Source organism: Cupriavidus gilardii, assembly GCF_017598945.1.
GTDB lineage: Bacteria > Pseudomonadota > Gammaproteobacteria > Burkholderiales > Burkholderiaceae > Cupriavidus > Cupriavidus gilardii_E.
The window spans coordinates 319448-340810 of record NZ_JAGFTW010000036.1; the positions used below are offsets into that span (position 1 = coordinate 319448).

Here is a 21363-nt window from a genome sequence, read left to right on the forward strand (position 1 = left end):
TGTCGTCGATTCAACTTGCCTGCATGCATTCCGTGCGGGGCTTCAGGGCTTCAGCGCTTCAGCGCAGCTTCAGCGTCGACAGCCCGATCAGCACCAGCATCAGCGTGATCACCCAGAAGCGGACCGTGACCTGCGTTTCCTTCCAGCCGCTCAGCTCGAAATGGTGGTGCAGCGGCGCCATGCGGAACAGCCGCCGCCCTTCGCCATAGCGGCGCTTGGTGAACTTGAACCACGTGACCTGCAGCATCACCGACACCGTTTCGGCGACGAACACGCCGCCCATCACGAACAGCACGATCTCCTGGCGCACGATCACGGCGATGGTGCCGAGCGCCCCGCCCAGCGCCAGCGCGCCGACATCGCCCATGAACACCTGCGCCGGATGCGCGTTGAACCACAGGAAGGCCAGCCCCGCGCCGGCCATCGCCGAGCAGAAGATCAGCAGCTCGCCGGCACCCGGGATATGCGGGAACAGCAGGTACTTGCTGTAGACCGCGTTGCCCATCACGTAGGCGAACACGCCGAGCGCGCTGCCGACCAGCACCACCGGCATGATCACCAGGCCGTCGAGGCCGTCGGTCAGGTTGACGGCGTTGCTCGAGCCGACGATCACGAAATAGGTCAGCACGATGAAGCCGGCCACGCCCAGCGGATAGCTGACTTCCTTGAAGAAGGGCACCAGCAGGTTGGACTTGTAGGGCATGTCCAGCGACAGCCCGCCCTCGACCCAGCTGAGGAACAGCTCCCACACCTTGACGTTGCTGGCCTCGGAAATCGAGAAGGCCAGATAGACCGCGGCCACCAGCCCGATCAGCGTCTGCCAGAAATACTTCTCGCCGCTCGACATGCCGCGCGGGTCGCGGTAGACGACCTTGCGGTAGTCGTCGACCCAGCCGATCGCGCCGTAGCCGAAGGTCACCAGCATCACGACCCAGACGAAGCGGTTGCCCCAGTCGCACCACAGCACCGTCGAGATGCCGATCGACAGCAGCACCAGCACGCCGCCCATCGTCGGCGTGCCGGACTTGACCAGGTGCGTCTGCGGGCCGATGGTGCGCACCGCCTGGCCGATCTTCATCTCGGTCAGCTTGCGGATCACCCACGGACCGAGCGCGAGGCCGATCACCAGCGCCGTGAGGTTGGCCATCACGGCGCGGAAGGTCAGATAGTTGACGACCCGCAGGAAGCTGTAGTCATCTTGCAGCCATTGGGCCAGGGCCAATAACATCGTTCTTCGGTTTCCCAGTCTGCTGCCGCCGCCCCCTTGTTCAGGGGCTTGGCGGACAATTCCAATCAATCGTCAAGCTTCACTGCCGTTCAGCTTCAACCCTTCTTCGCTGGCGCCGGCGGGGTCACCAGCGCTTCGACCATGCGTTCCATCCGCATGAAGCGCGAGCCCTTGACCAGCACCGCGCTCGCCCGCGCGACGGTGCCGTCGGCGTCGGCGGCCAGCGTCGCCGCCAGCGCGCCGGCGTCGGCAAAGTGCCGGGCACCCTCGCCGAACGCCTGCACCGCGTGCGGCGACGCCTCGCCGGTCGCCCACAGCGTGTCGATGCCGCGCGCGCGCGCATAGGCCCCGATCTCGGCGTGGAACGCCGGTCCCTGATCGCCGACCTCGCCCATGTCGCCGATCACCAGCACGCGCGGCGGCGCGAAGCCGGCCAGCACGTCGATGGCGGCGCGCATCGAGTCGGGGTTGGCGTTGTAGGTGTCGTCGATCACCACGGTGCCGGCGGCAGCCCGCTTGACCTGCAGCCGGCCCTTGACCGGCGCAAAGCTCGCCAGCCCGCGCCGGATCGCCTCGACCTCGACGCCTGCCGCCAGCGCGCAGGCGATCGCCGCCAGCGCGTTGCGCACGTTGTGCATGCCGAGCAGCGCCAGCCGGACCTCGAAGGCACGGCCGGGCGCGCGCACCTGCAGGCGCTGCACGCCGTCGTCGAGGCTGACCTCGGCAGTGACGTCGGCGCTGACGTCGGCCGGGCTGGCGTTGCCGTCTTCGGTCAGGCCGAAGGTCAGCACCGGCCGGCTGCCGGCCGCGGCGCGCCAGATGTCGGCGTGCGCGCCGCCGCTGGCCGCGTCTACCGGGAACACCGCGGTGCCGTCGGCCGGCAGCGCGGCCAGGATGCTGGCGTGCTCGTGCGCGACCGCCTCGACGCTGACCATGAATTCCTGGTGCTCGCGCTGCGCGTTGGTGATCACCGCCACGGTCGGCTGCGCGATCGCCGCCAGCGTCGCGGTCTCGCCCGGATGGTTCATGCCCAGTTCGAGCACCGCCAGCCGATGGCTCTGGCGCAGCCGCAGCACCGTCAGCGGCAGCCCGATGTCGTTGTTCAGGTTGCCGCCGGTGGCGAGCCGCTGCGGCTCGCCGACCGCCGCGGCGAAGATCGCCGCGATCATTTCCTTGACCGTGGTCTTGCCGTTGCTGCCGGTCACGGCCACCGTCGGCAGCGTGAAGCGGGCGCGCCAGCCGGCGCCTAGCTGGCCCAGCGCGACGCGCGTGTCCGGCGCAATGATTGCCGGCAAACCCGGCGCGACTGCACTGACATCCCGCTCGACCAGCACCGCGGCGGCGCCCCTGGCGGCCACGTCGGCAATGAAATCGTGCGCGTCGAAGCGTTCGCCGCGCAGCGCGACGAACAGATCGCCGGGCTCGACGGTACGGCTGTCGGTGTGCACGCGCGCGAATTGCCGCGCGCCATCGCCTTCGATGCGCGCGCCGGCGATCCAGCCCGCGGCCTGCTGCAGGTCGGTCATCGTCTGTTCTGGTTTGGCCATTGGTTTGGCCACCGCGGTCATGCCGTTGTTCATGCCGTTGTTCATGCCGGTATTCATGCCGATACTCCGCGCGCCGCGAGCGCCAGGCGCACATGCTCGCGATCGGAGAACGGCCGCTTGCGGCCCTGGATTTCCTGCGTGGCCTCGTGGCCCTTGCCGGCCACCAGCACCACGTCGTGCGCGCCGGCATGCTTGACCGCATAGAGGATGGCCGCGGCGCGGTCCTCGATCTGGCGGCCGCGGCGGAAGTCCTGCATGCCGTCGGCGATCGCATCGAGAATCGCCTGCGGATCCTCGCTGCGCGGGTTGTCGCTGGTCAGCACCACCTCGTCGGCCAGCCGTTCGGCCACCGCGCCCATCTGCGGACGCTTGCCCGGGTCGCGGTCGCCGCCGCAGCCGAACACGCACCACAGCCGGCCCTGGCGTGCCGCCACCACCGGACGCAGCGCGCCCAACGTCTTCTCCAGCGCGTCGGGCGTATGCGCATAGTCGACCACGGCCAGCGGCCCTTCCTGGCCGCCGAACAGCTCCATGCGGCCGTCGACCGGGCGCAGCGCGCGCAGTCCCGCCAGCGCCGCGTCCCAGGCGACGCCGTTGGCCAGCGCCGCGCCCAGCACCGCCAGCAGATTGCTGACGTTGAACTCGCCGATCAGCGGCGTAACCACCTCGGCGCTGCCGAAGCTGCCGTCGATATGGAACACGGTGCCGGTCGGCGTCGCCTTCACGCCGGTGGCGCGCAGCCACGCCGCGCCGCCGCTGAAGCCGGTCGCGCCCGCGGGGCCGCCGATGCCGTACTCGATCACCTGCCGCGCCGCCATGCCGGCCGCCAGCAGGCGCCGCCCCATCGCGTCGTCGCGGTTGATCACCGCGGCCTGCAGCTTCGGCCAGTGGAACAGCAGCGTCTTGGCCGCTTCGTACTCGGCCATGCTGCCGTGATAGTCGAGGTGGTCCTGGGTCAGATTGGTCAGCACCGCGACCTGGAACGGCGTGCCGGCGACGCGGCCCTGCTCGAGGCCATGCGAGGACACTTCCATCGCCACCGCGGCCGCGCCGGCGGCGTGCAGCTCGGCCAGGCTGTCCTGCAGCTGCACCGCGTCGGGCGTGGTGAAGCCGGTGTGCTGCAGCGCGTCCGGGAAGCCGCTGCCGAGCGTGCCGATCGTCGCGCAGCGGGTGCCGGCCGATTGCAGCACGCGCGCGAGCCACTGGCTGCACGAGGTCTTGCCGTTGGTGCCGGTGATGCCGGTGATCGCCAGACCGCGCGCGGCGTTGCCGTACCAGGCAGCGGCGATCGGCCCGGCGAGGCGCTCCAGCCCTTCGATGGGCAGATGCGGCACGGCGTCGCCATGCGGCCAGTCGTAGCCGCGGCTCTCGTAGACGACTGCCGCGGCGCCGCGCGCCAGCGCCTCGCCGATATAGGGGCGGGCGTCGGTCGACAGGCGCTGGTTGCCGAGCACATAGGCGAAGAAGACATCGCCCTGACGCAGCCGGCGCGTGTCGCCGGTCAGCCGCGCCGTATTGCCCGGGTGCTGCGCGGCGTGCTGGCGCAACCAGGCCGCTGCCTTGGCAGCGGCCTGTTCGACGGCGGCGTGCTTGCTGCGGGCGGTCATCGGGTCGTGCTCCCGGATCCGCGGGCGGACAGGGTTTCGGGCGGCGTATCGGGCAGGGTTTCGGGCACGCTTTCGGTGACCACCAGCTGCCGGATCGGCGAATCAGGCTGCACGTTCAGCGCGCGCAGCGTGCCGCCGGTGATCGCGGCGAACACCGGGCCGGCGACCGCGCCGCCATAGTGGCTGCCGGAGGTGGGCTCGTCGACGCTGACGGCGACGATGATGCGCGGGTTCGACATCGGCGCCAGGCCGATGAACGAGGCGCGGTACTTGCTGCGGTCGTAGCCGCGGCCGACGTGCTTGTAGGCCGTGCCGGTCTTGCCGCCGACGCGGTAGCCCATCACCTGGGCCTGGGTCGCGGTGCCGCCCGGCGCCGTCACCATTTCCAGCATGCCGCGCACGTCGCGCGCGACCTGGGGCGAGATCACGCGTTCGCCGCTGGCCGGGCCGTCGGTGCGGAACATCGTGATCGGAATCAGCTCGCCGTCGTGGGCGAAGATCGTATAGGCGTGTGCCATCTGCATCAGCGACACCGACAGGCCGTAGCCGTACGACATGGTCGCCTGCTCGATCGGCCGCCAGCTCTTGTACGGGCGCACGCGGCCCGCGGCGGCGCCGGGAAAGCCGAGCTTGGGCGCCTGGCCGAGGCCCAGGCTGGTGAACATGTCCCACATTTCCTGCGGCTTCATCAGCATCGCCATCTTGATGGTGCCGATGTTGCTGGACTTCTGGATCACGCCCGCGACAGTCAGCGGGCCGTAGTTATGCGTGTCGGAGATGGTCGCGCGCTCGAAGGTGTAGCGGCCTTCGGTCTGGAACACCGTCGACGGCGTCACGCGCTTCAGTTGCAGCGCCAGCGCCGCCGTGATCGGCTTCATCATCGAGCCGGGTTCGAAGGTGTCGGTCAGCACGCGGTTGCGCAGCTGTTCGCCGGACAGGCGCGCGCGGTCGTTCGGGTTGTAGCTGGGCCAGTTGGCCAGCGCCAGCACCTCGCCGGTCTGCGCGTCGAGCACCACCGCGCTGGCGGCCTTGGCCTTGCTGCGCTCGGCCACCGCCTTGACCTCGTTGAAGGCCAGGTACTGGATCTTGGCGTCGATCGACAGCTGCAGGTCCTGGCCGTCGCGCGGGCTGCGCAGCACGCCGATGTCCTCGACCACGCGGCCGAGCCGGTCCTTGATGACCTGGCGCGCGCCGGCCTTGCCGGCCAGCACGCCTTCGCGCGCCAGTTCCATGCCTTCCTGGCCGCGGTCCTCGACGTTGGTGAAGCCGACGATATGCGCCATCGCCTCCCCTTCCGGGTAGAAGCGCTTGTACTCGCCGCTCTGGTGCACGCCGTCGATCTTCAGCGCGGCGATCTTCTCGGCCACGTCCGGCAGCACCTGCCGCTTCAGGTAGACGAAGCTCTTGTCCTCGGTCAGCTTCTTGCGCAGGTCCTTCTCGGACATGTCCAGCAGCCGGGCGAGCTGGCGCAGCTTGCCCGGATCCAGGCTGGACGGCACGTCCTCGGGCACCGCCCAGATCGCCTTGACCGGCAGGCTGGTGGCCAGCACCAGGCCGTTGCGGTCCAGGATCTTGCCCCGCGTGGCGGGCAGCTCGAGCGTGCGCTGGAAGCGCTTCTTGCCCTCGGCCTCGTAGAACTGGTTGCCCGGGCCCTGGATCCACAGCGCGCGCATGGCCAGCGCGACGAAGGCCGCGAACATCAGGAACACCACCAGCTTGGAGCGCCACATCGGCAGGCGCAGGCCCAGCACCGGGCTGGCCGAGAACTGGCCGGAACGCGGACGCGTGGCGGCCGGACGCGCGGCGCGCGGGCGGTGCAGGTTCGGGCGGGCCATCGTCATGGACGGGCCTCCGCCGCGGCGTCGCGCTGCTCTTTTTCCGCACTACCGGCGCCATTCGGTCCATTGGCGCCATTGGCGCCATTGGCGCCGTCGGCGCCCTCGGCGCGCGGCAGCACGATGCCCTGCAGGTATTGGGTACGGCCGGGGCTGACCGGCGACATCTTCAATTGCGCGCGGGCCGCGTCGGCGATGCGCGCGCTCTTGGACAGCGCGCTCTGCTGATATTGCAGCCGCGACCAGTCGGTCTCGAGCTGGCGTTCCTCGGCCTGCTCTCGCTCGAGCGCGACGAACAGCGTGCGCGCCTCGTGCTGGGCGCTGACCAGCGACAGCGCGCACAGGATCAGCGCGCCGAGCAGGAAGAAGGTCAGGCGGTTCATGCGCGCGCCCCACCCTGCGGCGCGGCGGGCGCCAGTTTTTCAGCGACGCGCATCACCGCGGAACGCGCGCGCGGATTGGCGGCGATCTCGTCGGGGCCGGGCTTGAGGCGGCCGAGCAGCTTCATGGTCGGCTGGGGCAGGTCGGCCGCGCGCAGCGGCGCGCGCCGCAGCGCCGGATCGGCGTCCTGCTGCGGGCGTGCGTGCGCCTGCATGAACCGCTTGACGATGCGGTCCTCCAGCGAATGAAAGCTGATCACCACCAGCCGTCCCCCTACCTCGAGCAGATCGTAGGCCGAGCTCAGACCGCTTTCGAGGTCCGCAAGCTCTTGATTGATGAAAATCCGTAGAGCCTGAAAGGTGCGGGTCGCAGGGTCCTGACCCTTCTCGCGTGTCTTGACGGCTTTCGCCACGAGCGCGGCAAGGTCGGCAGTAGTGGCGAGGCGTCCGCCATCGCCGGGTTCGCTCCGGCGAGCAACAATCGCCTTTGCAATCTGTACAGCAAACCGTTCTTCCCCATAGTCTCGTATCACCCTCGCGATGTCCTGCTCGTCGGCCTGCGCCAGCCACTCGGCGGCGGTGATGCCGCGCGTGGTGTCCATGCGCATGTCGAGCGGGCCTTCGAACCGAAACGAAAACCCCCTCGCTGCGTCGTCGATCTGGGGCGAGCTGATCCCCAGGTCGAGCAGCACGCCCGCGACCTTCGCGCCGGCCAGGCGCTCGCCCATGGCGGCGAAGCTCGCGTGCTCAATAGAGAAGCGGGCATCCTTGATGGTGCCCGCTTCTGCGATTGCTGCCGGATCCTTGTCGAAGGCGACCAGTGCCCCTTCGGGTCCCAGCCGCGCCAGCACGGCCCGGCTGTGCCCTCCCCTGCCGAAGGTGCCGTCCACGTACACGCCGTCGGGCCGCCACACGAGCGCATCGACGGCTTCGTCCAGCAGCACGGTGCGATGGCGCAGGGGGGTGGGCCCCGGCGTACGGGTCGGTTCCATAACCACTTCAGAAAGAGAAGTTCTTCAATGCTTCAGGCATGCCCTGCGCCATCGCCTGCTGTTCCTTGGCGGCGTAGGTCGCGGCATCCCAGACCTCGAAATGGCTGCCCATGCCGAGCAGCATCACTTCCTTGTCCAGCATGGCGGCGCTGCGCAGCTCCGGCGCGATCAGCACGCGCCCGGCGCTGTCCATTTCGACGTCCGCGGCATTGCCCAGAAAAATGCGCTTCCACCAGTGCGCGTCCATCGGCAACGCCGCAATGCGAGTGCGAAAGGTTTCCCATTCCGGCCGGGGAAAGAGCAACAGGCATCCATCCGGGTGCTTGGTCAGCGTCACCCGGCCCTCGGCCTGTTGTTGCAGCGCTTCCCGATGCCGCGTCGGAATCGACATCCGACCCTTGGCATCGAGGGAGAGCGCCGATGCTCCCTGAAACAAGTTCACCCCCGTCCCGCGCCGGCCTGCTGGGGCTTGGCGTGGCGTTGACTGGTCCGCTTCGGCTAGTACACATCATCCCACACCGAAGCCCTTTCCTCACACAAAAATACACTTCCTCACACTATTCCCCACTTTAGAGGAAGCCTATTGGCCGGTCAAGGCTCGTCAACGGTGCCAAAAAGGCGTTTTTCGGAATCAGAACAAAGACTTAGCGCAAGGCGAGCGCGCACCAGGAAGGTGAATTCCTAATGAAATGAAGGTCTTAGGGGAGAAAGCCGAGAAACCACCTGAGAACTGCGAGGGGAGAAGTCGCTGGCGACAGGAAATACCGCGGTCCCGAGCCCGGCCAAAGGATACAACGATTCGGCGCGGAGAGCCGCTGGGAAGAGCCCGCAGCCGAGGCCAGACGAGCCGGGCCTCCAGGGCCCGTCGTCAGTGGCGGCCCGGCGGATCCGCCCACTCCATCAGATGCGATAGGCGGTGGTGGTCATCACGCGCGAGGCCGCGCGCATCGCCGCCCGTACCGGGGCGGGCAGCGTGATGCCGCCGGCTTCGCGGGCGCTGGCACCGTGGCGGGCCTCGTCGTCCCGCATCTGCTCGAGGATCGCGCGCGAGCGCGCGTCGGCGGGCGGCAGCTGCTCCAGATGCCCGGTCAGATGCTGCTCGACCTGACGCTCGGTCTCGGAAACGAAACCCAGGCTGGCGCGATCGCCCGCACGTCCGGCCAGCCAGCCGATCGCGAAGGCGCCGGCGTACCACAGCGGGTTCAGCAGGCTGGGTCGCGAACCAAGCTCGCGCAGACGCTCGGCGCACCAGCCGAGGTGGTCCTCCTCCTCGCGCGCGGCGGCATCCATCTGCGCGCGCACCGCGCCGTCGCGCGCGGTCAGCTTCTGGGCCTGGTACAGCGCCTGGGCGCAGACCTCGCCGACATGGTTGACCCGCATCAGCCCGGCCACATGCCGGCGCTCGCCCGCATCGAGCTGGGTGTCGTCGTGCTCGGCCAGCGTCTCGGCGGGGCTGGGACGCCCTGCACGGGTGGCGCCGGTGATGGCGCGCAGGGCGACGTCGAATTCGTGGATCAGCTTGTCCATGTCGGTACGGCGGAGCGGCCAGCGTGACGATGAAAGTGACGATGAGCCGCCATCGGTCGGTTCGGGGAATTCCCGCATTGTACCGCCCCGGTTTCGGCGGCCCCGCGCAGGGCGCCTTGCCAGTACTGGCTTGGGCTGGCGGGCTACTCCAAAACCCTGAGTTGTTAAAAGCCGACAATAGAACGACTGTGCGATTGTGCAAACAATGCCGTTTGTTACAGTACCCGACAACTTCTCGCGAAGTTGGGTGCGCAGGTGTTGGAGAGCTCAGGAGGCTGCCTCGCGCATCACCAATAATTCTTACTACAGGAGATAAACCAGCATGAAGAAGTCGCTTCTTGCATTGGCCGCGCTCGGCGCTTTCGCCGGCACTGCGCAGGCTCAGTCGAGCGTCACGCTGTACGGGGTGGTCGATGCCAACATCGAATACGTCAGCAACATGTCCTCCACCTCCCCGGGTACCGCAGGGTTCCCCGGCCGCGGGGAGAACAAGTTTGGTGTGACTTCGGGCGGTCTGTCCGGTTCGCGCTGGGGTCTGCGCGGCGTGGAAGATCTCGGTGGCGGCATGAAGGCGCTGTTCGTGCTGGAAAGCGGCTTCGGCGTGGACGATGGCCGCATGCAGCAGGGCGGCCGTCTGTTCGGCCGTCAGGCGTACGTCGGCATCGAGAGCAACCAGATCGGCCGCATCACGCTGGGCCGCCAGTACACCTCGATGTTCGATGCGTTCGCCAACTTCTCGCCGACCGGCTACGCGACCCAGTACGAACCGATCGCCTATCAGCTGGGCACCAACTTCCGCTCGGACAACACCGTCAAGTACACCGGCAAGTTCGGTCCGGTGACGGCCATCGCGCACTGGTCGTTCGGCAACGGCGCGGCGGGCGGCGGCGAGGTGCCGGGCCAGTTCCGCCGCGACACCGGCTACGGTGGTGCGGTCGCCTATGCGGCCGGCCCGCTGGGCGTGGCGATCAGCTACGACCAGTCGAACCCGACCGTGGCCAACACCGGCGGCGACACCGCGACGTTCCGCAAGGCAGGCGCCGCGGCCAGCTACGCCTTCGGCCCCGCCAAGCTGATGGCCGGCTACCGCTGGGGCCAGAACAAGGCCCCGAGCGACGCGACCATCTATCGCGACGACTACTACTGGGCCGGCGCCAACTACCAGGCCACTGCCGCGCTGGGCCTGACGCTGGCGTACTACTACGCCGACGTCAAGAACCTGAACGGCGTCAACGCTCCGAACCCGTGGCAGGTCAGCTTCGTGGCGGACTACAACATCACCAAGCGGACCGACATCTACCTGACCGCGGCCTACACCAAGAACGCCGGCCTGAACTTCGACAGCGCCGTCATCAGCTTCGCCAACGGCTACCCGCTGGGCGCCGGCGAAGACAATATGGTCGGCGTGGGCATCGGTATCCGCCACAAGTTCTAAGCACAACGGCAACACCGCGAGCCTGCTCGCTTTCGAAAGGCACCTTCGGGTGCCTTTTTTATTGGACCTCGCGAGTCCGCTGGCTTGCGCCATAGGGCTTCACCTCATCGGCATTGCCGCGCCGGCGCCACTAGAATGCAGCAGTCCCGGCGGCCCGCCGCCGACCCGCAACCACACAGCGACAACACGACGCGCTTCCACACTTAAAGGCGCGCAAGGAGACAACCGATGCAAGCCACCCGCCGCCGCGCGCTGCGCCTGACACTGGCCGCCACCCTGAGCGGGCTGGCCGGACTCGCAGGGCTATCGCCGGCGCATGCCGCAGATCCGGCCGCCTATCCGGCCAAGCCGATCCGCATGGTCGTGCCCTTCGCCCCGGGCGGCACCACCGACATCCTGGCGCGCGCGGTCGCCGCCGAGCTGTCGAAGCTGCCGGGCTGGAACGTGGTAGTCGACAACCGCCCCGGCGCCGGCGGCAATATCGGCGCCGAGATCGTCTCCAAGGCCGAGCCCGACGGCTACACGCTGCTGATGGGAACCGTCGGCACGCACGGCATCAACCAGTCGCTGTACAGCAAGCTGCCGTACGACCCGATCAAGGACTTCGCGCCGATCACCGAAGTCGCCGCGGTGCCGAACGTGCTGGTGCTGAACCCGGCGTTCGCACAGCAGAACAAGATCAACAGCGTCAACGACCTGATCGCCTATGCGCGCGCCAACCCCGGCAAGCTGAACATGGCCTCCAGCGGCAACGGCACCTCGATCCATCTGGCCGGAGAACTGTTCAAGACGCAGACCCGCACCTTTATGGTCCACTTCCCGTACAAGGGCAGCGGCCCGGCGCTGACCGATCTGGCCGGCGGCACGATGCAGGTGATGTTCGACAACCTGCCGTCGTCGATGTCGCTGATCAAGGCCGGCAAGCTCAAGGCGCTGGCGGTGACCAGCGCCAAGCCGTCGCCGGCGCTGCCCGACCTGCCGACCATCGCGCAGGCGGCCAAGCTGCCCGGCTACGAGGCGAGCTCGTGGTTCGGCCTGCTGGCGCCGGCCGGCACGCCGCCCGCGATCGTGTCGCGGATCCAGCAGGAAGTGGCCAAGGCGCTGGGCACGCCGGCGATGCGCGAGAAGCTGCAGGCGCAGGGCGCCGAGCCGGTCGGCAGCACGCCGCAGCAGTTCGCGCAGCATATCCGCGCCGAGACCACCAAGTGGGCCAAGGTGGTCAAGGATTCGGGGGCGAAGGTCGACTGATCCGGCCCCTGGCGCGGCGGTCGCGGCAGCGAGCCCCGCGCCCGGCTTAGCGCATATACTTCAGGCGTCAACATTTTCCGCTGGCCGCCTGCAATGCCGACCTCCGCCGCCGACGCCGCGCCCAACGCGGCGCCAGTCGATCTCGAAACCCGCGCCGACGACGCCAGCCACGAGGCGCTGCGTCTGTGGCTGCGGCTGCTGACCTGCACCAATCTGGTCGAGTCCGACATCCGCAGCCGGCTGCGCGAGTCATTCGGCTGCACGCTGCCGCGCTTCGACCTGATGGCGCAGCTAGAGCGCCATCCCGAGGGCCTGAAGATGGGCGAGCTGTCGCGCCGCATGATGGTCACCGGCGGCAACGTGACCGGCATCACCGACCAGCTGCAACAGGAAGGGCTGGTCTCGCGCGAGCCGCTCGCCAACGACCGGCGCGCCTATCTGATCCGGCTGACGCCCGCCGGCCGCGCCGCCTTCACCCAGATGGCACGCGCGCACGAGCAATGGGTCGAGCAGCTGTTCGGCGGGCTGGCCGAAACCGAGCGGCGCGCGCTGTTCAAGCTGCTGGGCCGCCTCAAATCGACACTGGTGTCCGCATGAAATCGATATCGCCGCAACAGCGGTCACAACAGCCGACGCAACAGCGGTCGCCACGGCAACCGCTGCGCTTCGCCCGTCTGCCCGCGCTGGCCGCCGCGGTGGCCGTGGCAGTGTTTGCCGGCGCCTGCGCCAGTTCGCCCAGCGCGCCACCGGCGCCGCAGATCACGCCGGTCAATGCCACCGTCAAGCTGGGGCGGATCGCCGAGAAGCGCTTCGTCACGCGCGTCGACGTCGAGCAGGCGCGCGGCTATTCCGGGTATGGGGTGGGAGTGGGCGCCGCCAGCGGCGGCGGCTGGAGCGGTGGTGGCGTGGGAGTGGGCCTGGCCTTCGACCTGGGCCGGCTGCTGAACCGTCCGCCGCCCCAGCAGGTCGACATCTTCGCCTACGAGATCAGGCTGACCGACGGCACCAGTGCGACGATCAACGGCCCGTCGGCGCCAGGCCTCGATGTCGGCAGCTGCGTGCGCGTGGTCTATGCCGATGGACGGCGCGAGCCGGGGCTGGCGCCGTCCAACGAATGCTGACCCAGCGCCGCGCTGCCGGCACCGTAAAGGCCGTCAGGCCGCCTTGCGCGCGTCGCGCAGCTCGCGCCGCAGGATCTTGCCGACGTTGGTCTTCGGCAGTTCCGTGCGGAACTCCACGTACTTGGGCCGCTTGTAGCCGGTCAGCCGGTCCTTGCAGAACGCGATCACGTCCTGCTCGGTCAGCGACGGATCCTTCTTGACCACGAACAGCTTGACCACCTCGCCCGAATGCTCGTCCGGCACGCCGACCGCCGCGACTTCCAGCACGCCGGGGCATTCGGCCACCACCCCTTCGATCTCGTTCGGATAGACGTTGAAGCCCGACACCAGGATCATGTCCTTCTTGCGGTCGACGATGCGGGTATAGCCGCGCTCGTCGATGATGCCGATGTCGCCGGTCTTGAAGAAGCCGTCCGGCGTCATGACCTTGGCGGTCTCGTCCGGCCGGTTCCAGTAGCCGGCCATCACCTGCGGTCCGCGGATGCAGATCTCGCCGGGCTGGCCCAGCGGCACGTCGCGGCCGTCGTCGTCCCGGATCGCGATCTCGGTGGAAGGCAGCGGCAGGCCGATGGTCCCGGAGAAGGCGTCGGTGTCGGTGGGATTGCAGGTCGCTGACGGCGAGGTCTCCGACAGGCCATAGCCCTCGATGATCGGGCAGCCGGTCTTGGCGAGCCACTTCTTCGCGACCGCCTCCTGCACCGCCATGCCGCCGCCGTTGGCCACGCGCAGCCCCGAGAAATCGACCTTGTCGATGTCCGGATGATTGATCAGCGCGTTGTACAACGTGTTGACCGCCGGGAACATGTGGAAGCGGTACTTCTGCAGTTCCTTGATGAAGCCGGGAATGTCGCGCGGATTCGGAATCAGCACGCTCAGGCCGCCGCTGCGCATGCCCAGCAGCGCGCAGACCGTCAGCGCGAAGATGTGGTACAGCGGCAGCGCGGTGATCGTCACCACCTGATCGATCGGCGCGCCCTTGGCCAGCGCCGGCTGCATCCAAGCCTGCGACTGCAGCACGTTGGCGACCACGTTCCGGTGCAGCAGCACCGCGCCCTTCGACACGCCGGTGGTGCCGCCGGTGTACTGCAGGAAGGCGATATCGTCCGGACCGGTATCGACCGGCTTGCGCTGCAGCCGGCTGCCCTCGGCCAGCGCCGTGGGGAAGCGCACGCAGTTGGGCAGCTCCCACGCCGGCACCATCTTCTTGACGTTGCGCACGACGAAGTTGACCACCGCGCCCTTGAGCCCGCCCAGCATGTCGCCCATGCTGGCGACGACCACATGCCTGACCGGCGTGGCGGCCAGCACCTGCTGCAGCGTGGCGGCGAAGTTCTCCAGGATCACGATCGCCTCGGCGCCGCTGTCCTTGAGCTGGTGCTCGAGCTCGCGCGGCGTGTACAGCGGGTTGACGTTGACGACGACCATGCCCGCGCGCAGCACGCCGGCCAGCACCACCGGATACTGCAGCACGTTCGGCATCATGATCGCGACCCGTGCGCCCGGCTTCAGCCCGCGCGCCTGCAGCCAGGCGGCGAAGTCGCCGGAGAGCCGGTCCAGCTCGGCATAGGTGATCGCCTTGTCCATGCAGATGAAGGCGCGCCGGTCCGCATAGTCCCGAAAGGATTCCTCCAGCAGTTGGGCAAGCGACCGGTACTGGGTGGCGTCGATCTCGGCGGGCACCCCTGCCGGATAGTGTTTCAGCCACTGCTTTTCCATATGCCGTCTCCTGGTTTCTGAATGATCGTTCGATTTTTGGGATGTCAAACGGCGATGCTAAACGGCGGGCTCCCTTAAGACAACACCGGGACGGCACGTTAGATGAAGTCCTCTGGACTGCCGCCAGTGTAATGGTCGCGCAGCGCGCCAACCGTGCGCCGGCCGCTGGGGGAATACCCCTAGGACCCGCCGGCAGTGGCGTCGTTGCGGCCCTCGGTGACGGTAGCGGTAGCGGCGGCCGGGGCGGCGCTCGGGGCGCTGACCGGATCGGCGGCCGCATTGACGGTCGCTGCTTCGCCGGGCGCCAGCGCCCGCAGCCGCGCCTTGCGCTGTTCGGGCTTGAGCTTGCCGATGCGCTCGGCCTCGGCATAGAAGCGCTCCCAGTCGCCGCCGCATTGTTCGAGCAGCGCCAGGAACGCCGGCACCCATTGCTGATAGGTGGCGACCGCGGCCAGATGGGCGTTGGTCAGCGGCTGCGAGAACCAGCGGTCGTAGCCGCTGTAGCCGCCCCACGATTCCTTCAGCGCCGCATAGCGCTGGCGCAGCGCGGCAAAGATCGCCGCCTTGCCGGCGCGCTTGGCGTCGTCGTCGATCGGCTTGCGGTACAGCGCATCGAGTTCGGCGCGCGCCTGCAGCAGCATCGCCCTGAACTGCTGCCGGCGCGCGTCGTACTGCCGATAACTGGCGCGCGCGTCGGCCGACGCCTCGCGCGCCAGCCAGCGCTCGACGCCGGCGATCTCCACCGCGCTGGCGAACGACTCGTTGAAGGTGGTGTCGTTGCGCACGTAGACCACCTGGTGCGCCAGCTCGTGGAAGATCATCCGCGCGAGCTCGCCCTCGGGCAGATAGACGAAGGTATTGAGCAGCGGATCGTCGAAATAGCCCAGCGTCGAATAGGCGGGCACGCCGGCCACATAGGTCTCCAGCCCTTCGCTGCGCAGCGCCGCGGCATAGCGGTGCGCATCCTCGACCGCGTAGTAGCCGCGATAGTTGATGCAGCCGACCACCAGGAAGCACCACTTGTGCAGCTCCATCGACAGCTCGGGCGTGGCAAACACGCTCCACACCACATAGGGCCGATGCAGATTGGCGTAGCGGCGGTAGCTGCCGTTGTCCGGCAGCGCCAGTTCGCGCGAGGCGAAATCGCGCATGCGGGCGGCGGGCGCCAGCCGGTCGGCCAGCCGCTTGTCGTTGCTGCCATTGGCGTAGGCGATCGCCTCGGACAGCGGCGTGGCCTGCGCCATCACGCCCAGATGGCCGCTGATCGACTGCGCGTAGTACCCCACCGCCTCGCAGCCTGCCAGCAGGCCGCCCAGCGCGAGGGCGGCCAGCGCGGCCGCCACGCGGACGCGAGCCGGCCGCCGGGTCATCACGTCACCGCCTGCGCGGCGGCCTCCACCTGCACCAGGCAGTCGTAGAAGACCGGCGCGCGGCCCATGTCGGTCAGGCGCTGGCTGGTCAGCTCGTTGGCGTTCTTGCCGTCCGGCGCCAGCTTCTTCCACCAGATCGACAGCCCGACCACCAGCCCGCGGCGCGCGCGGTCGGTGACGCGGGCACGCGCCTGCATGCTGCCGCGGTCGTTGAAGGCGCGCACCATCATGCCGTCGGCGATGCCGCGCGCGGCGGCGTCGTCCGGATGAATGTCCAGATGCGGTTCGCCCTCGGTGGCGCGCAGGCTGTCGACGTTGACGAAGGTGCTGTTGAGGAAATTGCGCGCCGGCGGCGAGATCATCGCCAGCGGATAGCGCGCGGCCAGCTCCGGCGCGCTCGCGGGCGCCTCGTACGGCGGCACGTAGCCGGGCAAGGGATCGAGGCCGTCCTGGACCATCTCGGCCGCGTAGAACTGGCACTTGCCGGTCGGGCTCGGGAAGCCGCCCTCGGCAAACGGCGCCGCCGGCAGCTTCAGCTTCTGCCAGCCGGTTTCCTTCAGCGTCTGCCAGTCGATGCCCGCCGCGCGCGGATCGCCCCGCACGATCGCCTGCGCCGCGATGTCCTCGTCGCTGTCGGCAAAGCACGGGTCGTCAAAGCCCATGCGCCGCGCCAGCCGCCGAAAGATCTCGGTGTTGGGCAGCGCCTCGCCCAGCGGCGCAATGGCCTGGTTGTTGGCGAGGAAATAGGTGTGGCCGTAGGCCTTGTGGACGTCGACGTGCTCGAGCTGCGTGGTGGCCGGCAGCAGGATGTCGGCGTAGTCGGCGGTATCGGTGCGGAAGTGTTCCAGCACCACGGTGAACAGGTCCTCGCGCGCGAAGCCCGCCGCGACCTTGCCCGAGTGCGGCGCCACCGCGACCGGATTGCTGTTGTAGACCACGATCGCCTCGACCGGCGGCGTGCCGGGCGGCAGGCCTTCGCCGAGCAGGGCATCGCCGATCGTCGACATATTGATCGTGCGCGGCAGCTTCGGCCAGCTCGGCAGCAGGTCCGGGCGCTGCAGCGCTGCGTTGTCGATCGGGAAGAAGCCCGAGGTCGACAGCTGCAGGCCGCCGGCGGCGTGGCGCCACGCGCCCACCAGCGACGGCAGGCAGGCCACCGCCCGCACCGCCTGGCCGCCGCCGTGGGCGCGCTGCATGCCGTAGTTCAGGCGGATCGCCACCGGTTGCCGTTCGCGCACCGCGAGCTTGCCGTACAGGCCGGCCAGCCATTCGATGTCTTCCGCGTCGACGCCGCAGATCTGCGCGGCGCGCGCCGGCGAGTACTGCGCCGCGCGGTCGCGCAGCGCGTCGAAGCCGACCGTATGCCGGGCGATGTAGTCGTGGTCGAGCAGGTCGTCGCGGATCAGCACGTGCATGATCGCCAGCGCCAGCGCGCCGTCGGTGCCCGGCATCGGCGCGATGTGCCGATGGCACTTCTCGGCGGTCAGCGAGCGGTACGGGTCGATCGCGACCAGCGTCGCGCCGCGGCGCTTGGCCCGCTGCACGCGCGTCCACAAGTGCAGGTTCGAGGCGATCGGATTGCCGCCCCAGATCACGATCAGCTTGGCGTCCTCGATATGCTCGATGTCCATGCCGACGCTGGCGCCATAGGTGTAGCGCAGCGCGGTGGCACCGGCGCTCGCGCATATGGTGCGATCGAGCAAGGAGGCGCCCAGCTTGTGGAAGAAGCGCGCGGCCATGCTTTCGCCCTGCACCAGCCCCATCGTGCCCGCATAGCTGTACGGCACGATCGCCTGCGGATCGCGCGCGGCGATCGCGCCGAGGCGCTCGGCGACGATATCGAGCGCCTCGTCCCAGCCGATGGGCGCGAACTGACCGCTGCCCTTGGGGCCGACCCGCTTCATCGGGGTCAGCAGGCGGTCGGGATGATAGGTGCGCTCGGTATAACGCGACACCTTGGTGCACAGCACGCCCTGCGTGCCCGGGTGGTCCGGATCGCCGGCCACCTTGACGGCGCGGCCGTCCTCGACGGTGACGAGCAGCGCGCAGCTGTCGGGACAATCGTGCGGACAGGCGGCGCGGACGATGCGGGTGGACATGGGTTCTCCGGGGGCGATGGTCTTTGTGGCCGATTGTATTCGATCGGATTCCGTCGGATTCGATCGGATTCGGTCAAACAGTGGCCGGCGGGAGCGCCCACCGCCTTTGCGTACCCTTTCGTGTCCCCTTCTCGCCTCCCGCGACGGCCCTTCAGCGCTGGTCGTTCAGCGCTGGTCGTTCAGATGGCAGGCCGACATCCGCAGCGGGGCGATCTCCTTCAGCGCGGGCGCCTCCTCCCGGCAGCGCGGCATCGCATACGGGCAGCGCGGATGGAAGTGGCAGCCCGAGGGCGGATGCAGCGGCGACGGGATCTCGCCCTGGATCGCCACATAGGTCTTCTTGCCGACCTCCAGCTTCGGCGCCTCGGCCAGCAGCGCCTGCGTGTACGGGTGATTGGGCGCGGCGAACACCTGCTCGGTCGGCGCCGACTCGACCACGCGGCCCAGATACATGATCACCACCCGGTCGCTGATGTGCTTGACCACACCGAGATCGTGGCTGATGAACAGATAGGTGAGGTTCAGCTCCTCGCGCAGCCGGATGAACAGGTTCAGCACCTGGGCCTGGATCGACACGTCGAGCGCCGCCACCGATTCGTCGCAGACCAGGAATTCCGGCTGGACCGCCAGCGCCCGCGCGATGCCGATGCGCGCGCGCTGACCGCCCGAGAACTGGTGCGGAAAGCGCCGCAGCACGGTCGGATCCATGCCGACCCGTCTCAGCATCTCCTCGACATAGGCCTTCTGGCCGGAAGCCGGCACGATGCCGTGCACCACCGGCGCCTCGCCGACGATATCGAGCACACGCAGCCGCGGGTTCAGCGACGCGTACGGGTCCTGGAAGATCATCTGGATCGCCAGCTGCTTCTCGCGCTTCTTTTCCGCCGGCAACTGCTCCAGATCGACGCCCTTCCACAGACGCGTGCCTTCGGTCAGCGTATGCAAACCGACTGCCATCCGGCCCAGCGTCGACTTGCCGCAGCCGGATTCGCCGACCAGGCCGACCACCTCGCCGGTGCGGATGGCCAGGTCGACATGGTCGACCGCATGCACGACCTCCTCCTTCGCATGCGCGCCGAACAGATTGGCGATGCGGGCGGCGGCGTCGAGCGACTTGACGAAGCGCTTGGACACGCCGCGCAGTTCGAGCAGCGGCGTTTCCGCCGGCGACGCGGCGGCAGATCCCGCAGGGCGCGCGGACGGTGCGTCGATCACGGACATCTCGGTCATGCGGCCTCCTGGGTTTCGAGCACCGGATGGAAGCAGCGCAGCCGCCGTCCGTCGGGCGTGCTGCTCAGCGGCGGCTCGGTGCGGCAGATCTCGGTGGCGCACGGACAGCGCTCGCGGAAGGCGCAGCCGCCGGGCAGGTTCAGCAGCGACGGCGTCATGCCTGGAATCTGCCGCAGCGGCGTGCCGCGCGGATTGCGCGACGGCGCCGAGCCGATCAGCCCGTGCGTGTAGGGATGTTCGGGACGCTCGAGCACCTGGCGCACGTCGCCGGCCTCGACGATCCTGCCGGCGTACATCACGCAGACGCTGTCGGCCAGCCCCGCGATCACCGACAGGTCGTGCGTGATCCAGATCAGCGCGGTGCCGGACTCGCGGCACAGCTTCTGCATCTCGTAGAGGATCTGGCCCTGAATCGTCACGTCGAGCGCGGTGGTCGGCTCGTCGGCGATGATCAGGTCGGGCTTGTTCAGCAGCGCGATGGCGATCGCCACGCGCTGGCGCATGCCGCCGGAGAACTGGTGCGGATAGGCCTGCAGCCGCTCGTCCGGCGACGGAATGCCGACCCGCGCCAGCGCATTGCGTGCGCGCTCGCGCGCCACCGCCTTGTCGACCTTCTCGTGCGCGAGCACCGCCTCGATCATCTGCGTATCGATGCGCAGCACCGGGTTCAACGTCATCATCGGATCCTGGAAGATCATCGCGATGCGGTTGCCTCGCACGTTGCGCATTTGCGCCGGCGTCAGCCTGCGCAGGTCCCGCGTGACGCCGTCGCGGCTGGTCAGCTCGATGCGCCCGCCGACCACCTGCCCCGGCGGGTCGATCAGTCCCATGATCGAATAGCCCGTCATCGACTTGCCCGAGCCGGACTCGCCGACCAGGCCCATGATCTCGCCGCGGCCGATCGAGAACGACACGCGATCGACCGCACGCGCGACGCCGCCGCGCGTGAAGAAATGCGTTTCCAGGTCCTCGACCAGCAGTGTTGGTTTGCCGCTCATCCGGTATTCCCCTTGTGGCGTCGTCTGTTACAGCGTCTGCAGGCGCGGGTTCAGGACGTCGCGCAGCTGGTCCGCGACCAGGTTCATCGCGACGATGGTCACCACCAGCGCAATGCCGGGGAAGAAGCTGATCCAGTACTTGCCGGACAGCATGTACTGCTGCCCGTTCGAGATCAGCGAACCGAGCGACGGCTCGGTGATCGGCACGCCCAGGCCGAGGAAGGACAGCGTCGCCTCCAGCGTGATCGCCGAGGCCACCTGCAGCGCCGCGATCACGATCAGCGGCGGCAGGCAGTTCGGCAGCAGGTGGCGGAACATGATGCGCCGCGCCGGCAGGCCGAGGCACGTGGCCGCCTCGATATATTCCTTGCGCCGCTCGACCAGCGCCGCGCTGCGCGTCGTGCGCGCGTAGTAGGCCCACTGCACCGCGACCAGCGCGATCACGATATTGCCGATGCCCGGCCGCAGGAAGGCCAGCAGGATCAGCGCCAGCAGGATCGGCGGGAACGACAGCTGCAGGTCGGCGACGCGCATGATCAGCGCCTCGATGCGTCCGCCGACGAAGCCGGCGATCAGACCGAGCGTGGCACCCAGCACCAGCGCGATCACCGTGCTGACCACGCCGACGCCGATGCTGATGCGCAGGCCGTACATCACGGCCGACAGGATGTCGCGGCCCTGCTCGTCCGAGCCGAGCAGGAAGGTCATGCCGTTGCCGGCCACCTCGCCCGGGGCGAGCCGCGCGTCGAGCACGTCCAGCGTCGCCAGGTCGTAGGGATTCTGCGGCGCCAGCCACGGCGCGAAGATCGCGATCAGCACGATCGCGATCAGCACGGCCAGGCCGGCCACGGCGATCTTGCTGGAGAAGAACTGCCGGGCAAAACGACGCCACGGCGTATCGACGGCCGCTGCTGACGGCGTCGGGGTGCCGGTCGGGGTGCCGGTCGGGGTACCCGCGGGACCGGCGGGGATTTCGGAGGTGGGAACCGGCAGCCCGTCCGGCGTGCCCGGTTGCGTAGCGATGGTCATG

Annotated in this window: 18 protein-coding genes; 4 read left to right on the forward strand and 14 right to left on the reverse strand. The window is 68.8% G+C overall.

What is annotated here, in order from left to right; all coding sequences use genetic code 11:
* Positions 1 to 58: 58 nt before the first annotated feature.
* From mraY to coq7, 8 genes are all read right to left on the reverse strand, one after another.
* Positions 59 to 1228: a phospho-N-acetylmuramoyl-pentapeptide-transferase gene (gene mraY / locus J5T34_RS13345; RefSeq protein ID WP_174104643.1), complete on the reverse strand. Its 1170-nt coding sequence runs from the start codon at positions 1226 to 1228 to the stop codon at positions 59 to 61.
* Between the two features lie 95 nt (positions 1229 to 1323).
* Positions 1324 to 2754 (reverse strand): UDP-N-acetylmuramoyl-tripeptide--D-alanyl-D-alanine ligase, encoded by a 1431-nt coding sequence (locus tag J5T34_RS13350; protein ID WP_208580185.1) that lies wholly within the window; start codon positions 2752 to 2754, stop codon positions 1324 to 1326.
* Positions 2755 to 2828: 74 nt separating this feature from the next.
* Entirely contained in the window at positions 2829 to 4382 is a 1554-nt protein-coding gene (locus J5T34_RS13355) for a UDP-N-acetylmuramoyl-L-alanyl-D-glutamate--2,6-diaminopimelate ligase (RefSeq protein ID WP_208580154.1), read from the reverse strand.
* Complete coding sequence (locus J5T34_RS13360) at positions 4379 to 6223, reverse strand: peptidoglycan D,D-transpeptidase FtsI family protein (protein WP_208580155.1); 1845 nt, start codon at positions 6221 to 6223, stop codon at positions 4379 to 4381. Before J5T34_RS13360 ends, J5T34_RS13355 begins: the two co-directional genes overlap by 4 nt.
* Positions 6220 to 6600 (reverse strand): cell division protein FtsL, encoded by a 381-nt coding sequence (gene ftsL, locus J5T34_RS13365; protein ID WP_208580156.1) that lies wholly within the window; start codon positions 6598 to 6600, stop codon positions 6220 to 6222. The genes J5T34_RS13360 and ftsL overlap by 4 nt, the downstream gene beginning before the upstream one ends.
* Complete coding sequence (gene rsmH, locus J5T34_RS13370) at positions 6597 to 7589, reverse strand: 16S rRNA (cytosine(1402)-N(4))-methyltransferase RsmH (protein WP_208580157.1); 993 nt, start codon at positions 7587 to 7589, stop codon at positions 6597 to 6599. The genes ftsL and rsmH overlap by 4 nt, the downstream gene beginning before the upstream one ends.
* Positions 7590 to 7596: 7 nt before the next feature.
* Positions 7597 to 8025, reverse strand: a complete 429-nt coding sequence (mraZ, locus tag J5T34_RS13375) for a division/cell wall cluster transcriptional repressor MraZ (RefSeq protein ID WP_006577764.1) — start codon at positions 8023 to 8025, stop codon at positions 7597 to 7599.
* 464 nt (positions 8026 to 8489) lie between these two features.
* On the reverse strand, positions 8490 to 9116 hold the full coding sequence (gene coq7 / locus J5T34_RS13380; protein WP_208580158.1) for a 2-polyprenyl-3-methyl-6-methoxy-1,4-benzoquinone monooxygenase: 627 nt from the start codon (positions 9114 to 9116) through the stop codon (positions 8490 to 8492).
* A gap of 322 nt (positions 9117 to 9438) precedes the next feature.
* On the opposite strand from coq7, the gene J5T34_RS13385 reads away from it, so the two are divergent.
* From J5T34_RS13385 to J5T34_RS13400, 4 genes are all read left to right on the forward strand, one after another.
* Positions 9439 to 10551, forward strand: coding sequence for a porin (locus J5T34_RS13385; RefSeq protein ID WP_208580159.1), 1113 nt, complete (start codon positions 9439 to 9441; stop codon positions 10549 to 10551).
* A 228-nt stretch (positions 10552 to 10779) separates the two neighbouring features.
* On the forward strand, positions 10780 to 11799 hold the full coding sequence (locus J5T34_RS13390; RefSeq protein WP_208580160.1) for a Bug family tripartite tricarboxylate transporter substrate binding protein: 1020 nt from the start codon (positions 10780 to 10782) through the stop codon (positions 11797 to 11799).
* Positions 11800 to 11892: 93 nt separating this feature from the next.
* Positions 11893 to 12396: a MarR family winged helix-turn-helix transcriptional regulator gene (locus J5T34_RS13395; RefSeq protein WP_174104651.1), complete on the forward strand. Its 504-nt coding sequence runs from the start codon at positions 11893 to 11895 to the stop codon at positions 12394 to 12396.
* Positions 12393 to 12920 (forward strand): hypothetical protein, encoded by a 528-nt coding sequence (locus J5T34_RS13400; protein ID WP_244258876.1) that lies wholly within the window; start codon positions 12393 to 12395, stop codon positions 12918 to 12920. Before J5T34_RS13395 ends, J5T34_RS13400 begins: the two co-directional genes overlap by 4 nt.
* 33 nt (positions 12921 to 12953) lie before the next feature.
* Here J5T34_RS13400 and J5T34_RS13405 read toward each other — a convergent pair whose 3' ends face one another.
* The 6 genes from J5T34_RS13405 to J5T34_RS13430 all read right to left on the reverse strand — a co-directional run bounded on the left by J5T34_RS13405 (position 12954) and on the right by J5T34_RS13430 (position 21362).
* A complete protein-coding gene (locus J5T34_RS13405) occupies positions 12954 to 14636 on the reverse strand; it encodes a long-chain fatty acid--CoA ligase (protein WP_208580161.1) in 1683 nt (560 codons plus the stop codon).
* A 179-nt stretch (positions 14637 to 14815) separates the two neighbouring features.
* Positions 14816 to 16006, reverse strand: a complete 1191-nt coding sequence (locus tag J5T34_RS13410; RefSeq protein WP_208580162.1) for an aminopeptidase — start codon at positions 16004 to 16006, stop codon at positions 14816 to 14818.
* Positions 16006 to 18105, reverse strand: a complete 2100-nt coding sequence (locus J5T34_RS13415; protein WP_208580163.1) for a molybdopterin-containing oxidoreductase family protein — start codon at positions 18103 to 18105, stop codon at positions 16006 to 16008. The genes J5T34_RS13410 and J5T34_RS13415 overlap by 1 nt, the downstream gene beginning before the upstream one ends.
* Positions 18106 to 18270: 165 nt before the next feature.
* Complete coding sequence (locus J5T34_RS13420; RefSeq protein ID WP_432207668.1) at positions 18271 to 19326, reverse strand: ABC transporter ATP-binding protein; 1056 nt, start codon at positions 19324 to 19326, stop codon at positions 18271 to 18273.
* Positions 19327 to 19331: 5 nt separating this feature from the next.
* A complete protein-coding gene (locus J5T34_RS13425; RefSeq protein WP_208580164.1) occupies positions 19332 to 20333 on the reverse strand; it encodes an ABC transporter ATP-binding protein in 1002 nt (333 codons plus the stop codon).
* A gap of 27 nt (positions 20334 to 20360) precedes the next feature.
* Positions 20361 to 21362, reverse strand: coding sequence for an ABC transporter permease (locus tag J5T34_RS13430; RefSeq protein WP_244258880.1), 1002 nt, complete (start codon positions 21360 to 21362; stop codon positions 20361 to 20363).
* Between the last annotated feature and the right edge of the window lies 1 nt (position 21363).

What these genes read in the sequence shown, in the direction of transcription:
- mraY (WP_174104643.1), bottom strand. Translation starts at nt 1,228, where the DNA reads ATGTTATTGGCCCTGGCCCAATGGCTGCAAGATGACTACAGCTTCCTG.
- J5T34_RS13350 (WP_208580185.1), bottom strand. Translation starts at nt 2,754, where the DNA reads ATGACCGACCTGCAGCAGGCCGCGGGCTGGATCGCCGGCGCGCGCATC.
- J5T34_RS13355 (WP_208580154.1), bottom strand. Translation starts at nt 4,382, where the DNA reads ATGACCGCCCGCAGCAAGCACGCCGCCGTCGAACAGGCCGCTGCCAAG.
- J5T34_RS13360 (WP_208580155.1), bottom strand. Translation starts at nt 6,223, where the DNA reads ATGACGATGGCCCGCCCGAACCTGCACCGCCCGCGCGCCGCGCGTCCG.
- ftsL (WP_208580156.1), bottom strand. Translation starts at nt 6,600, where the DNA reads ATGAACCGCCTGACCTTCTTCCTGCTCGGCGCGCTGATCCTGTGCGCG.
- rsmH (WP_208580157.1), bottom strand. Translation starts at nt 7,589, where the DNA reads ATGGAACCGACCCGTACGCCGGGGCCCACCCCCCTGCGCCATCGCACC.
- coq7 (WP_208580158.1), bottom strand. Translation starts at nt 9,116, where the DNA reads ATGGACAAGCTGATCCACGAATTCGACGTCGCCCTGCGCGCCATCACC.
- J5T34_RS13385 (WP_208580159.1), top strand. Translation starts at nt 9,439, where the DNA reads ATGAAGAAGTCGCTTCTTGCATTGGCCGCGCTCGGCGCTTTCGCCGGC.
- J5T34_RS13390 (WP_208580160.1), top strand. Translation starts at nt 10,780, where the DNA reads ATGCAAGCCACCCGCCGCCGCGCGCTGCGCCTGACACTGGCCGCCACC.
- J5T34_RS13395 (WP_174104651.1), top strand. Translation starts at nt 11,893, where the DNA reads ATGCCGACCTCCGCCGCCGACGCCGCGCCCAACGCGGCGCCAGTCGAT.
- J5T34_RS13400 (WP_244258876.1), top strand. Translation starts at nt 12,393, where the DNA reads ATGAAATCGATATCGCCGCAACAGCGGTCACAACAGCCGACGCAACAG.
- J5T34_RS13405 (WP_208580161.1), bottom strand. Translation starts at nt 14,636, where the DNA reads ATGGAAAAGCAGTGGCTGAAACACTATCCGGCAGGGGTGCCCGCCGAG.
- J5T34_RS13410 (WP_208580162.1), bottom strand. Translation starts at nt 16,006, where the DNA reads ATGACCCGGCGGCCGGCTCGCGTCCGCGTGGCGGCCGCGCTGGCCGCC.
- J5T34_RS13415 (WP_208580163.1), bottom strand. Translation starts at nt 18,105, where the DNA reads ATGTCCACCCGCATCGTCCGCGCCGCCTGTCCGCACGATTGTCCCGAC.
- J5T34_RS13420 (WP_432207668.1), bottom strand. Translation starts at nt 19,326, where the DNA reads ATGTCCGTGATCGACGCACCGTCCGCGCGCCCTGCGGGATCTGCCGCC.
- J5T34_RS13425 (WP_208580164.1), bottom strand. Translation starts at nt 20,333, where the DNA reads ATGAGCGGCAAACCAACACTGCTGGTCGAGGACCTGGAAACGCATTTC.
- J5T34_RS13430 (WP_244258880.1), bottom strand. Translation starts at nt 21,362, where the DNA reads ATGACCATCGCTACGCAACCGGGCACGCCGGACGGGCTGCCGGTTCCC.